The organism is Arsenophonus endosymbiont of Aleurodicus floccissimus, from assembly GCF_900343025.1.
GTDB lineage: Bacteria > Pseudomonadota > Gammaproteobacteria > Enterobacterales > Enterobacteriaceae > Arsenophonus.
In genome coordinates, this window is sequence record NZ_OUND01000005.1 from 80355 (window position 1) to 93967 (window position 13613).

The window sequence follows — 13613 nt, forward strand, 5'->3', positions numbered from 1 at the left end:
TGGTATCAATTTGTTACCATTGGCTGAAATTTAACTTGTACTGAGGAAAATTTAATGTCCAAAATTGTTAAAGTCATCGGGCGTGAAATCATCGACTCCCGTGGTAATCCGACTGTTGAAGCAGAGGTTCATTTAGAAGGCGGATTTGTTGGTTTAGCAGCGGCGCCATCGGGCGCATCGACCGGTTCACGAGAAGCATTGGAGCTACGTGATGGTGATAAAGATCGCTTTTTAGGTAAAGGTGTTTTGAAGGCAGTTGCAGCAGTAAATGGCCCAATTGCTGATGCATTGATCGACCAAGATGCCAAAAATCAGGCTAATATCGATAAAATTATGATCGAATTAGACGGTACAGAAAATAAATCTAAATTCGGTGCTAATGCGATTTTGGCCGTTTCTCTGGCTAATGCAAAAGCGGCTGCGGCAGCGAAAGGTATGCCTTTATATGAGCATATTGCTGAATTGAATGGCACACCGGGTAAATTCTCTATGCCTTTACCAATGATGAATATTATCAATGGTGGCGAACATGCGTATAACAATGTTGATATTCAAGAGTTTATGATCCAGCCAGTAGGTGCAAAAAGCTTGAAAGAAGCAGTTCGGATGGGCTCAGAAGTTTTTCACCACTTGGCAAAAGTGTTAAAAGCCAAAGGGATGAATACAGCGGTCGGCGATGAAGGTGGCTATGCACCAAATTTGGAATCTAATGCCGCAGCTTTAGCCGCAATTAAGGACGCCGTTGAAGCAGCAGGTTATGAGTTAGGTAAAGATATTACTTTAGCAATGGATTGTGCCGCCTCAGAATTTTACAACCAGGAAACGGGTAATTATGAACTGAAAAGTGAAGGCAAAACTTTTACTTCACAAGAATTTACCCACTATCTCGAAGAATTAACCAAACAATATCCTATCGTTTCTATTGAAGATGCTCTTAATGAGTCAGATTGGGATGGTTTCGTCTACCAGACTAAAGTGTTAGCAGACAAAATTCAATTAGTTGGTGATGATTTATTTGTTACTAATACCAAGATTTTGCAAGAAGGCATTGAAAAAGGAATTGCTAATTCTATTTTAATTAAATTCAATCAGATTGGTAGTTTAACCGAAACTTTAGCAGCAATTAAAATGGCAAAAGATGCCGGCTACACTGCGGTTATCTCACATCGTTCAGGTGAAACTGAAGATGCTACAATTGCAGATTTGGCAGTAGGAACAGCAGCGGGCCAGATCAAAACAGGTTCAATGAGCCGTTCTGATCGAGTTGCTAAATATAATCAATTAATCCGTATTGAAGAAGTGTTAGGTGAAAAAGCGCCTTTTAATGGTCTAAAAGAAGTTAAAGGCCAGGCTTAAATTTACTGTTATTGATTAATCATATATTAAAGGCGAGAGACTTATTGTTATCTCGCCTTTTTTATGAATAATCCTTGGGTCTCTTTTATGCTTTTATTGTGGCTTAATAAGGCAACTTGTTTATTAATATTATCAATTTATTTATCATGGTTGCCGGCCAAGAATTAGCGATCCTGAATTTTCAAATAGACTATTACCGCGTAGGGAAAAATTTTGTGCGATCAGCGAGCCGTCTAATTGGATATTATTATTTTTGTATGAATAACTATTACTACATTGATAAGGGTGGCTTTCCAGAATAATACTTTGCCCTTTGACAGTAGTCTGCTTGCTAAGTTTAAGCTGGATATAGTGTAAATAAGTTAGATTAGTATCCGGTTTGATTAGGTGCTTAAGTTTAATGTTAGCTTGGCGAAGGCTATAGGATATTGCACCAGTTGCTGTAAGGTAGTGCCGCTGTGCGGCATCTAGGGTTATATTATTGTTGATGATGATTTTATCGGCAAAAAGATTAAGTTTAGCAATATTAATTTTAGCCTCAATATTCGCCAGGTTATTGCTGGACAAGGAATTTTCTCTATCGTCAGTTAAATTAATGCTACTACCTATTGTGGTAATGAATTTTAGACTTTTCAGCTGTTGTAACGTTTTTTCCGTCGGGATTTCCAGTTTACCTGCGATAAGCGACAGACTTTTGACATTATCTGTTTTACCATTTTTCCAACTGATCCCATTAGGATTGGCAATAATTAGACCTACAATGGTTCCTTTAATGCCGATTGTGCCTTGTAGATTAGAGGGCTTATCTCTAGTAATTTCTGCGATAATAATCTTAGCTGCTGTATTGTCTAGTATTGGATTTGATTGGATATCATTATTAAAGCTAATGCCACTTTGAGTGAAAGGAAGTTCAGAAAATGTATTGTATGAAATGCCATTTTCTAGTGGTTTTGCAATATCAACCGTAGAAGTATTGGCATAAATAAATTTATTAGCAGTAATTAAAGTAAACAATAGAATTTTTAAACCTAATTTGAATAAAATTGAGTAATAGTCCATTATTGTTCCTTTTAGTATTTTTATTTTTTTAAAGTTAATTAAGTAATTATTTATTTTTTATTTATAGTAAAATATTAAATACAATAAAAAAGAAAATTTGATTTGATAATAAAATAGACTATATTTCAGTTGCTTTTTACTTGTTATTTTTAGGAGAAAATTATGGAAAATCAGGTCCAAACAAAAACAATACCGGAAGGTGTTAAGCAGTGGAATTGGGGCGCTTTTATGTTTAGTATTTTTTGGGGATTTGGCAATCGAACTTACTGGCCACTGCTGTGTATTATTCCATTATTTAATTTTATTTGGATGTTTGTATGTGGTATTAAAGGGAATGAGTGGGCATGACATAATGGTAATTATAGTGATGTAAAAACCTTTAAACTTGTACAAGATACCTGGAATAGAGCTGGATCGGCTGCATTTATTATTAGTTTGATTTTTATTATTCTCTATTTTTTATTTTACCAGTCCAGACCTACGGACAAGTTCAAGTGGGATAAATTATTATCTCAATGCCTAATGATAAAAAGAAATAATCGTCAATTTTTATTAATGCGCAAAAATAGCCCTTCGCGCGAAGGGCTATTTTGCCATAATATTATTAGAGGTGAATAGTCAGCGTTATGCCCAGTTTTAAATCTGTTATTTTGACGCTAGAGTTCCAATTCATCAGATCTTTAAGATCGATGCCTTGGCGTTTAGCAATATGTAGTAGGAATCACCTTGACGGACTTTGTAGGTTTGATATTTATTTTACCCTTCTTACCTGATGAAGCGCTATTTTTAGCAATCACAGTTGGTGCACGATAACTATTTTTACCGCTAATTTTTAATGTTTGCCCGATCTGCAAGTTGGCTGTTTTCATGCCATTGAGTGACTTAAGCTTATCGGTTGTGGTATTAAAACGTTTGGCAATAATCGATAAAGAGTCTCACCGCGTTTAACTTTATAATTACTGATAGCGCGCTGTCTGGCTAATATCTGTTTATTATTGTTGGCAACAGCAAGGCGAATACTATTTAATACGTCTTGATCAGAAAGCGCATCCTTAAGGAGATCAGCTTTATCTGTTGGTAGCATAATAGTATAGGGCCCGGCTGTGGAGGTGTTATATGATGTTTTAAATTTGGATTATAGGCTTTAACAGTGGTTAACGGCAGTCCAGAAAGTCTAGCTGCTTCTGGTAAGGTAATTTGTTCGCCTATATTAACCTGGGTAAGCGCGTTATTTTTATTGGTTGTTGGTAATTGCAATGCATATTGTTTGCTATTGCGTAATATATTACTGAGAGCCAAAATTTTTGGTACATAATTCATTGTTTCTTTGGGGAGAGATAACGACCAATAATTAGTAGGTAATCCAAGCTCTTCATTTTTCTTGATGCCATTAAGCACACAACCTTCGCCAAAATTATAAGCAGCAAGTGTTAGAGGCCAATCACCGTCGAATAGGTTATTTAATCGTTCAAATAAATTTAGTGCTGCACTAGTCGAGGCAGCGACATCTCTGCGTTCATCAACCCATTTATTTTGTTTTATTCCATATAACTGACGAGTTATATGGAATAATCTGCCATAAACCTCTAGCCTGAACCCGTGAGGTGGCATGGGGATTAAAAGCACTTTAAACGATAGGAACCAGGGCAAGCTCCATTGGCAGGTGGCGTTGATCAATTTTTTCAACAATCCAGTACATGTAAGGCTCTGCGCGTGATGTCACATTCCGCAGATAGTTTTCTTTGGCCAAATAAGATTTGATTTCTGATCCTGGCATTATCAGGAATATCCATTTTCAGCTCATTACTAATATAACCCCACAAATCATTTTCTATTAAATAGGTTGATTCCCAAGTGGTAGTTTCAATATCTTAATTGGCTGAAGCCGGATCTGGTGTTTGCTCATTGGGTGCCATTTGACAACCAACAAGCAGAACAGAGGCGCATAGTATCGCTTTTGTATTCATTAATATAACCTATCCTAGGTTGTTATTTATTCAATTGTTTAATAAAGAGGGAATGATATTGATCTAGTTAGCTAATGACAACCACCAATTTAAAAGCGATCTTTTAGTTTGCAAATTTTGGCAAATACATCACAATTTGAACAAGTACCAGGAGAAAACCCCAATACTTTTTGTAAGTAAGGATCGTCATATTTTAAGAAGATATTGATCTTTTTTTTCTACTTTAAGTTGTGATGGCAGTGTGGATTGTTTTTTGGCTTGTTTTTGATTCACGGCTAAAGTATAAGCTTTTATTGCTTCATCTGTAGGGTAGCAAATAACTGGCAAATACCATATTCGCAGCGGTATATTAATGTGCGCAACAGACTAGCGTCTCATCAGGTAAAGCTTTAAGCGTTTCAAGCGAGTGATACATTTGTTCAGCTGTTCCTTCAAAAATACGGCCACAACCACCAGAAAATAGGGTATCACCGCAAAATAGATATGGTTTTTGATGGTAAGCAACATGTCCTAAAGTATGTCCTGGTACGGCAAAAATTTGCCATGAAAAGCCGGCAAAATTTAGCTGCTCTCCACCTTTTATGATACATGTTGCTCCTTTGTTCTACTGGTTTCCATTGGACCATAGACGATTAATTCGGGATAATATTTTTGTAATTCTTTGACGCCATCGACGTGATCATGATGGTGGTGAGTAAGTAAAATAGCGACCGGTTTTATAGCATTTTGTTGCAAAAATTGCTGCACTGGCTTAGCAGTACCAGGATCAACAATAATACAGTTACCTTGATAGATTAATAGCCATATATAATTATCGACTAAGGAAGGAATTCTGATAAGCTCCATAATATAATAATGCCTCATAGCTAAAGGGTTAGAAGGATATTACAATGAAATCAGCTCGTATTGCTCAACGGTCTAAAACGCCTGACTCCTGGGAAGACATTCCATGGGGAGAGTATTATCGTATTGCATTGAACCAGCGGCTACAACCATGGTGGCCAAAAATATTTGGTTTCCATTTACTAAAAATTGGCCAATTGAGTTTACAGATTGATACTCAAGCATCGCTAATTACCCATCAATTTAGCATGAATATAGCCGGAAGTAACTGTCAATTATTAGGTGATCCTAATGAAATGCCTTTCGAGGACAAATCGATCGATGCCTGTCTTTTGATACAACAACTATCTTACAGTACTAACCCACATTGGTTATTGCGTGAAGCCGATAGGGTTTTGGTTGATGATGGTTGGCTAATTTTATCTAATTTTAATCCTTTTAGTTTGTTAGGGTTAGGGAAATGTATTCCTGTTTTGCGTAAGCGGCAACCCTATCGTAGTCATATGTTTTCGACCTGGCCTCAACTTGATTGGTTGAGCTTATTGAATTACGAAGTACTGCAGCGACAAAGTTTTCAAATTATACCCTGGATAAGTCCTGATCATTTTATCAATAGAAATTTGCAATTTGCTGGTTGTATCAATCTTATCATTGCCCGTAAAAGAACGTTACCGTTGACGTCAACACCCATAAAATTTATGCGCACCCGCATGAAAATAGGTAATACAATGGGGGTTGTTAAGTGTTGCCGCAAACGTCATTAGTTTTGTTCCGTTTGGTAGCTGCTATCCTCTTCTGTTGGTGAATTTGCTGCATTTCTTGCTAATTCATCGCATCGCTCATTTTCTGGATGTCCTGCATGGCCTTTGACCCAGTGCCATTCTATTTGGTGCCGAGAAATTGCTGCGTCTAATCGTTGCCATAAATCAACATTCAAAACAGGTGATTTATCTGCGCGTCGCCATTGGCGATTTTTCCAGTTGTGGATCCATTGGGTGATACCCTGACGGACATATTGACTATCAGTCGTTAGAATAACCTGGCAAGGTTGTTTAAGCGTTTCCAAACCAATAATTGCAGCCATTAACTCCATACGATTATTGGTGGTACGAAAATACCCTTTGCTTAATGTTTTTTCATGTTTATTATAACGTAGTAAAATACCATAACCGCCTGGGCCTGGATTACCTAAGCAAGAACCATCGGTGAAAATTTCTACCTGTTTCGTCATTTCTGATAAACTCATTTTATTCGTGATTTATAACCCTAAGTCTGACATAAAAAGGCACTATGAGCACAGTGATTACACGACAAATTGTTCTTGATACGGAAACTACTGGTATGAATAAGCTAGGGATCCATTATGAAGGACATAATATTATTGAAATTGGCGCGGTAGAAGTGATTAATCGCCGCTTAACTGGTCGTCATTTCCATGTTTATATAAAACCAGCACGATTAGTTGATCCTGAAGCTTTCGAAGTTCATGGGATTAGTGATGAGTTTTTGCAAGATAAACCAACTTTTGCTGAAATAGCGGACGAATTTTTAGATTTTATTCGCGGCGCTGAGTTAGTCATCCACAATGCCCCTTTTGATATTGGGTTTATGGATTATGAATTTTCTAAGTTAAATAGAGATATTCCACCGACAGCAAACTTTTGTCAGATCACTGATAGCTTGGTATTGGCCAGAAAGCTGTTTCCGGGAAAACGGAATAATCTTGATGCTTTATGTGATCGCTATCATATCGATAATTCAAAGCGTACACTCCACGGCGCATTGCTCGATGCAGAGATCTTGGCCGAAGTCTATATGGCAATGACGGGAGGACAAACCTCGTTAGTTTTTTCAGTTGATTCAGAGCTAGGTAGTGAAATTTATACCGATGATATTAAACGAATAGAACGCTCAGCAATGGGATTAACCGTAATTTATGCTAATCAAGAAGAAATTACTGGCCATGAAGCGAAACTGGATTTGATTGAAAAGAAAAGTGGAAAGATTTCACTTTGGCGTTCCGATGATTGCGAAGAGGATCAGGTTAAACATTAATCAATGTCACACTTTTAGCTAAAAAAATGCGCAAATAGGTATTTTTTTTTAAAAAAAATATTGACGTATAGATTGCTGATTCGTAATATCAGTGCCGTTCTTAAATCGATTATACTGTGGTGCGGTAGTTCAGTTGGTTAGAATACCGGCCTGTCACGCCGGGGGTCGCGGGTTCAAGTCCCGTCCGCACCGCCAATATTATAAAACCCTGAGTATAAGCCTCGGGGTTTTCTGTATTTTAAGATAATAAACATTCTTTTTCCAGAAAATCATATCCAATCTCACAGCCTTTTTGCTTAGAAAAAATTATGATATTAGTGTTTTGATTTTCGTTATAGTATAAACAAGTTATTGTTATTATTGTTTCATTCACTTATTTTTAATTCTTTTGCTATTGATTAAAATTTTGTTACCGCTGATTATTTAGGGCAGATACTTAGATTAGATTTTAACTGTTAAGATGGCAAAACGACCTTTAGAAAATCAGTATGAAATTTGCTATTTATTCGATTTGGAGTAAACAATGATCACTCGTAAAATCCTTGCTAATGCTATCCGTTTCCTCAGTATGGATGCAGTACAGAAAGCAAAGTCAGGGCATCCAGGTGCGCCAATGGGAATGGCAGATATTGCTGAAGTACTCTGGCGTGACTATCTGGATCATAATCCTGCTGATCCTGACTGGGTAGATCGTGACCGTTTTGTATTATCTAATGGCCATGGTTCTATGCTACTTTATAGCTTGCTGCATCTTACCGGTTATGATTTACCGATAAAAGAATTAAAAAATTTTCGCCAACTTCATTCCAAAACACCGGGACACCCCGAATATGGTTATACGCCAGGTGTTGAAACCACGACTGGTCCACTGGGACAAGGAATTGCAAATGCCGTAGGGTTTGCTATTGCCGAACGAACGTTAGCTGCTCAATTTAATCGTCCAGACCATACTATTGTTGATCATTACACCTATCTATTTATGGGTGATGGTTGCATGATGGAAGGCATTTCGCATGAAGCTTGTTCACTGGCTGGAACATTGAAATTAGGTAAACTGATTGCCTTTTATGATGATAACGGCATTTCAATCGATGGTGAGGTGGAAGGTTGGTTTACAGATAATACTGCTGAACGCTTTGCCGCTTATCATTGGCATGTTATCAAGGGTATTGATGGACATGATCCTGAACAAATCAAGTCAGCAATAGAGCAAGCCCGTAAGGTTACCGATAAACCTTCTCTATTAATCTGCAAAACGATAATTGGTTATGGTTCGCCAAATAAGGCTGGTTCCGAAGAAGCGCATGGTTCACCATTAGGTGAAACTGAGATCGCTGAAACCCGGGCGGCACTAGATTGGTTATATCCACCTTTTGAAATACCAGCAGATATTTATCAAGCTTGGGATGCCCGCGAAATTGGTCAGCAAAAAGAAGCTAGCTGGCGTGAAAAATTTGCCGAGTATCAACGCGCTTTCCCGCAACTTGCCGATGAATTTATCCGTCGCAGCAAAGGTGAATTACCGACTAATTGGCAAGCTGTTGCAAATAATTTGGTTGCGGAATTACAACGCAATCCTGCTAATATTGCCAGCCGTAAAGCCTCACAAAATACGTTGGAGGTTTTCGGTAAGGTATTGCCTGAACTTTTAGGCGGCTCCGCTGATTTAGCTCCCAGTAATTTAACTATGTGGTCAGCATCTAAGTCAATAAAAGACTCTCCCGCAGGTAATTATATTCACTATGGTGTACGTGAATTTGGTATGTCGGCTATTATGAATGGTATTGCCTTGCATGGTGGTTTTATACCTTATGGTGCAACCTTTTTAATGTTTGTTGAGTATGCACGTAATGCAGTACGCATGGCTGCGTTAATGAAAATTCGTAGTATTTTTGTTTATACTCATGATTCTATTGGTCTGGGTGAGGATGGTCCAACCCATCAACCTGTTGAGCAATTAGACAGTTTGCGCCTGACGCCTAATATAAGTGCTTGGCGTCCTTGTGATCAGGTTGAATCGGCCATTGCCTGGCAGTATGCGATTGAGCGTAATGACGGGCCAAGTGCGTTGATTTTTTCCCGTCAAAATCTTGAACAGCAACCACGTGATACTGAACAGTTAGCCAACATTATTAAAGGGGCTTATGTGCTCAAAGATAGCGAAAAAACACCCACGCTTATTTTGATTGCAACTGGCTCTGAGGTTGGATTAGCGGTTAACGCTTATGAAAAATTGACTGCCGAAGGCTATCAAGTACGAGTGGTTTCTATGCCATCAACGGATACTTTTGATAAACAGGACGCCGCTTATCGTGAATCTGTATTACCCTCTTCAGTTACTGCACGATTGGCTATTGAGGCGGGTATTGCCGATTATTGGTACAAATATGTTGGTACAACCGGTGGGGTTGTTGGTATGCATACTTTTGGTGAGTCAGCACCGGTAGAGGTTTTATTTAAAGAGTTTGGTTTTAGTGTGGAAAATGTGATTGAGAAGGCTAAAGCTTTATTGCCGTAATTGATGAAAATGATATGAGCTTATTGAGCAGCTTTATATGATTAGATACGCTCTTTTTATTTCAGCAGATGATCATGCACTATTGTGATCTTTTTTTATGTTGTAGCCGGTTTAAATTAAGCTGAAACGTTTCATTTTGGCAAAATTGCTAGATTTATTGATCAAAAGCACACTTTTTATGATTGACGACAAAAATCCTCAGTACAAAAGCTGTAATTATAGGTATTCTTAACCATTAACAAATCAGTTGTTATATTGAAGGAAGAGTATGGTAGTTAGAGTGGCAATTAATGGTTTTGGGCGAATAGGGCGTAGCATATTAAGAGCGCTTTATGAATCAGATCACCGAGCTCAAATTGCTATTGTTGCAATTAATGAAATTGCTACTTCGGAAGGAATAGCACATTTATTAAAGTATGATTCGAGTCATGGCCGATTTGCCTATGATGTGCGCTTGAATAATGATTTGTTAGTTGTAGGTAATGACAGTATTCATCTTTTTCATCAATCTGAGATTGAAAAACTACCATGGCGAGCATTGGATATTGATGTAGTACTCGATTGTACCGGTATTTATGGTTCAAAAGCTGATGGTTCTGCGCATTTATCAAGTGGTGCAAAAAAGGTGCTATTTTCTCATCCGGGAAGTACTGATCTTGATGCAACTATTGTTTATGGGGTCAATGAAACTAGTTTGAAAAATAGTGATCAACTGGTATCAAACGCATCTTGTACCACAAATTGTATTATTCCTGTGATTAAAATATTAGATGATGCTTTGGATATTGAGTCTGGTATAGTGACAACGATTCACGCTGCTATGAATGATCAGCCGGTTATTGATGCTTATCATCAAGATCTACGTCGTACACGCGCCGCTAGCCAATCTATTATTCCTGTTGATACCAAATTGGCTGCTGGGATCACACGAATATTTCCAAAATTCAAAGATCATTTTGAAGCGATATCGGTTCGTGTACCAACTATCAATGTAACGGCGATCGACCTCAATGTGACGGTAAGATCTAAAGTAACGGTAGCTAAAGTTAATCAGCTGTTGCAACAAGCAGCAGAAGGCGCATTTTGTGGTATAGTTGATTATATTGAACTGCCGTTAGTATCAACAGATTTTAATCATGACCCACATAGTGCTATTGTAGATGGTACGCAAACACGAGTTAGTGGGCAACACCTAATTAAGATTTTAGTTTGGTGCGATAATGAGTGGGGTTTTGCCAATCGCATGCTTGATACGACATTAGCAATGGTTGCTACTGGTTTCAACAAATCTATCTGCTGACAGACAGTATGGGGAATATTGCTTTCCATACACAGCAGAAGATTAATAATTTAGCGAATCAACGAGAGGATTCACCATGTCTGTAATTAAGATGACCGATTTAGATCTAGCGGGTAAAAAAGTATTCATCCGGGCTGACCTAAACGTTCCTGTCAAAGATGGCAAAGTTACGTCTGATGCACGGATTCGTGCTTCTTTACCGACTGAAACCGCTTTAAAGCAAGGCGCAAAGGTAATGGTAACGTCTCATTTAGGTCGCCCGATTGAAGGTGAGTATAATGAGGAATTTTCATTGAAACCCGTTGTAGACTATTTAGCAGATAAGCTCGACTATCCTGTTCGTTTAATAAAAGATTATTTAAATGGAGTTGAAGTTGCTAATGGCGAGCTGGTGGTTCTTGAAAATGTACGCTTCAACCGGGGTGAAAAAAAGGATGATGAAAACTTATCTAAGCAATATGCTGCACTTTGTGACATTTATGTAATGGATGCATTTGGTACGGCGCACCGTGCTCAGGCATCAACCCATGGTGTGGCAAAATTTGCGCCGATAGCATGCGCAGGGCCGCTGTTATTTGCTGAGTTGGACGCATTAGGTAAAGCATTGAAAGAGCCTGCTCGCCCAATGGTTGCAATCGTTGGCGGTTCAAAAGTTTTGACTAAATTAACTGTCTTGGATTCTTTAGCAAAAATTGCCGACCAAATTATTGTGGGAGGGGGTATTGCCAATACTTTTATCGCTGCTGAAGGTCATAAAGTCGGCCCTTCTTTATATGAAGATGACTTGATCCCAGAAGCAGAAAAATTATTATCTACTTGCGATATTCCTGTACCTACTGATGTTCGTGTGGCGACTGAATTTTCTGAAACAGCCGAAGCGGTAATGAAATCTGTCAATGATGTTAAAGATGATGAGCAGATTTTGGACTTAGGCGATGAAACGGCTGAACGTTTGGCCGGTATTCTTAAAAAAGCAAAAACGATTTTATGGAATGGCCCGGTTGGGGTTTTCGAGTTCCCTAATTTTCGCCACGGCACCGCAGTGATTGCTCAAGCGATTGCAGAAAGTGAAGCTTTTTCTATTGCAGGCGGTGGTGATACATTAGCGGCGATTGATCTGTTTGGTATTGCGGATAAAATTTCTTATATTTCTACTGGCGGTGGTGCTTTTCTTGAATTTGTGGAAGGTAAAAAATTACTTGCAGTTGTTGTGTTAGAAGAACGAGCAAAACAGTAATTATATCTGAAGAAAATGACAGGTAGTACCGTTCACCGTTCACCTGTCCAATAATAGGATTTTATCTCATGTCTAAGATTTTTGATTTTGTAAAACCAGGTGTTATTACCGGTGATGACGTGCAAAAAGTTTTTGCCGTTGTAAAAGGACATAAATTTGCGTTGCCGGCAGTCAATTGTGTCGGTACAGATTCGATTAATGCTGTTTTGGAAACCGCGGCTAAAGTTCGTTCTCCGGTAATTGTCCAATTTTCTAACGGTGGTGCTGCGTTTATCGCCGGTAAAGGTCTAAAAGCAGAAGGCCAGCAAGCTGCGATTTTAGGCGCAATATCAGGTGCTCATCATGTGCATCAAATGGCAAAACATTATGGTGTCGCTGTTATTTTACATACTGATCATTGTGCACGTAAACTACTACCATGGATTGATGGCTTGCTAGATGCTGGCGAGGAATATTATAAAACCACCGGTAAGCCACTGTTTTCATCCCATATGATCGATTTGTCTGAAGAGTCATTGGCGGAAAATATTGAAATTTGTTCTCAATATTTGCAACGAATGAGCAAAATGGGCATGACATTAGAAATTGAGCTAGGTTGCACTGGTGGTGAGGAAGATGGTGTCGATAACACTGGCTTAAATAGCTCATCGCTTTATACACAGCCTGAAGATGTCGCTTATGCTTATGAGCAATTGAGTAACATTAGTCATCGATTTACTATTGCGGCATCTTTCGGCAATGTGCATGGTATTTATAAGCCAGGCAACGTTCAATTAACACCAAAAATTCTACAGAACTCACAACAATACGTTGCGCAGAAATTTAATTTGCCAACTGAAAATAATCTGAATTTTGTTTTCCATGGAGGTTCAGGCTCTACTGCTGAAGAAATTAAAGAAGCAGTCAGTTATGGTGTGGTAAAAATAAATATTGATACTGACACTCAGTGGGCGACCTGGGAAGGGATTTTGAATTATTATAAGAAAAATGAAGGCTATTTACAAAGCCAGCTGGGTAATCCAGAAGGTGAAGATAAACCTAATAAAAAATATTATGACCCTCGTGTTTGGCTGCGTGCGGGTCAGACTTCTATGATTGAGCGTTTAGAACTTGCATATAAAGAGTTAAATTTTATCAATATGCTGTAATTAAACGCTATTTTATTTTCCTAGTTCTCAACCTTGTGGTTCAACATAGGGTTTTTTATTATCCGACGTAAGTTCTCTCTTTATCTACTGCCTATTTTGATAAGAAAAGATGTTTTTGGGATAAGTGAGA

At 38.3% G+C, this 13613-nt stretch carries 10 protein-coding genes, 1 tRNA gene and 2 pseudogenes; 9 read left to right on the forward strand and 4 right to left on the reverse strand.

Translation table 11 applies throughout. From position 1 onward, the window contains the following. Nucleotides 1-54: 54 nt before the first annotated feature. Nucleotides 55-1356 carry a phosphopyruvate hydratase gene (gene eno / locus ARADI_RS13915; protein WP_119712406.1) on the forward strand — a complete coding sequence of 434 codons (1302 nt, stop codon included), beginning with the start codon at nt 55-57 and terminating at the stop codon, nt 1354-1356. 144 nt (nt 1357-1500) lie between these two features. Here the strand turns inward: eno and ARADI_RS13920 are convergent, their stop codons facing one another. Beyond that, entirely contained in the window at nt 1501-2415 is a 915-nt protein-coding gene (locus ARADI_RS13920) for a two-partner secretion domain-containing protein (RefSeq protein WP_119712407.1), read from the reverse strand. A 162-nt stretch (nt 2416-2577) separates the two neighbouring features. Here ARADI_RS13920 and ARADI_RS13925 point away from each other — a divergent pair, with 162 nt between their 5' ends. Beyond that, nucleotides 2578-2763 (forward strand): hypothetical protein, encoded by a 186-nt coding sequence (locus ARADI_RS13925; RefSeq protein ID WP_202864228.1) that lies wholly within the window; start codon nt 2578-2580, stop codon nt 2761-2763. 256 nt (nt 2764-3019) lie between these two features. Here ARADI_RS13925 and mltD read toward each other — a convergent pair. Together mltD and gloB are read right to left on the reverse strand one after the other, a co-directional pair. Beyond that, nucleotides 3020-4382, reverse strand: a pseudogene (gene mltD, locus ARADI_RS13930) (murein transglycosylase D). Nucleotides 4383-4471: 89 nt separating this feature from the next. Beyond that, nucleotides 4472-5228, reverse strand: a pseudogene (gene gloB, locus ARADI_RS21885) (hydroxyacylglutathione hydrolase). A 44-nt stretch (nt 5229-5272) separates the two neighbouring features. On the opposite strand from gloB, the gene ARADI_RS13940 reads away from it, so the two are divergent. Beyond that, nucleotides 5273-5989 carry a class I SAM-dependent methyltransferase gene (locus ARADI_RS13940; RefSeq protein WP_119712408.1) on the forward strand — a complete coding sequence of 239 codons (717 nt, stop codon included), beginning with the start codon at nt 5273-5275 and terminating at the stop codon, nt 5987-5989. Here ARADI_RS13940 and rnhA read toward each other — a convergent pair. Beyond that, on the reverse strand, nt 5986-6456 hold the full coding sequence (gene rnhA / locus ARADI_RS13945; RefSeq protein ID WP_119712526.1) for a ribonuclease HI: 471 nt from the start codon (nt 6454-6456) through the stop codon (nt 5986-5988). The two genes, ARADI_RS13940 and rnhA, sit on opposite strands and share 4 nt — an antisense overlap. Nucleotides 6457-6515: 59 nt before the next feature. Here rnhA and dnaQ point away from each other — a divergent pair, with 59 nt between their 5' ends. The 6 genes from dnaQ (at nt 6516) to fbaA (ending at nt 13483) form a co-directional block, all read left to right on the forward strand. Next, entirely contained in the window at nt 6516-7280 is a 765-nt protein-coding gene (dnaQ, locus tag ARADI_RS13950) for a DNA polymerase III subunit epsilon (protein WP_119712409.1), read from the forward strand. Between the two features lie 118 nt (nt 7281-7398). Further along, nucleotides 7399-7475 (forward strand) — tRNA-Asp (locus tag ARADI_RS13955). Nucleotides 7476-7803: 328 nt separating this feature from the next. After that, entirely contained in the window at nt 7804-9798 is a 1995-nt protein-coding gene (gene tkt, locus ARADI_RS13960) for a transketolase (protein WP_119712410.1), read from the forward strand. Nucleotides 9799-10066: 268 nt separating this feature from the next. Further along, a complete protein-coding gene (gene epd, locus ARADI_RS13965) occupies nt 10067-11098 on the forward strand; it encodes an erythrose-4-phosphate dehydrogenase (RefSeq protein ID WP_119712411.1) in 1032 nt (343 codons plus the stop codon). Between the two features lie 76 nt (nt 11099-11174). Next, complete coding sequence (gene pgk / locus ARADI_RS13970) at nt 11175-12335, forward strand: phosphoglycerate kinase (RefSeq protein ID WP_119712412.1); 1161 nt, start codon at nt 11175-11177, stop codon at nt 12333-12335. A 68-nt stretch (nt 12336-12403) separates the two neighbouring features. Next, complete coding sequence (gene fbaA, locus ARADI_RS13975; RefSeq protein WP_119712413.1) at nt 12404-13483, forward strand: class II fructose-bisphosphate aldolase; 1080 nt, start codon at nt 12404-12406, stop codon at nt 13481-13483. Nucleotides 13484-13613 lie beyond the last annotated feature (130 nt).

What these genes read in the sequence shown, in the direction of transcription:
- eno (WP_119712406.1), top strand. Translation starts at nt 55, where the DNA reads ATGTCCAAAATTGTTAAAGTCATCGGGCGTGAAATCATCGACTCCCGT.
- ARADI_RS13920 (WP_119712407.1), bottom strand. Translation starts at nt 2,415, where the DNA reads ATGGACTATTACTCAATTTTATTCAAATTAGGTTTAAAAATTCTATTG.
- ARADI_RS13925 (WP_202864228.1), top strand. Translation starts at nt 2,578, where the DNA reads ATGGAAAATCAGGTCCAAACAAAAACAATACCGGAAGGTGTTAAGCAG.
- ARADI_RS13940 (WP_119712408.1), top strand. Translation starts at nt 5,273, where the DNA reads ATGAAATCAGCTCGTATTGCTCAACGGTCTAAAACGCCTGACTCCTGG.
- rnhA (WP_119712526.1), bottom strand. Translation starts at nt 6,456, where the DNA reads ATGACGAAACAGGTAGAAATTTTCACCGATGGTTCTTGCTTAGGTAAT.
- dnaQ (WP_119712409.1), top strand. Translation starts at nt 6,516, where the DNA reads ATGAGCACAGTGATTACACGACAAATTGTTCTTGATACGGAAACTACT.
- tkt (WP_119712410.1), top strand. Translation starts at nt 7,804, where the DNA reads ATGATCACTCGTAAAATCCTTGCTAATGCTATCCGTTTCCTCAGTATG.
- epd (WP_119712411.1), top strand. Translation starts at nt 10,067, where the DNA reads ATGGTAGTTAGAGTGGCAATTAATGGTTTTGGGCGAATAGGGCGTAGC.
- pgk (WP_119712412.1), top strand. Translation starts at nt 11,175, where the DNA reads ATGTCTGTAATTAAGATGACCGATTTAGATCTAGCGGGTAAAAAAGTA.
- fbaA (WP_119712413.1), top strand. Translation starts at nt 12,404, where the DNA reads ATGTCTAAGATTTTTGATTTTGTAAAACCAGGTGTTATTACCGGTGAT.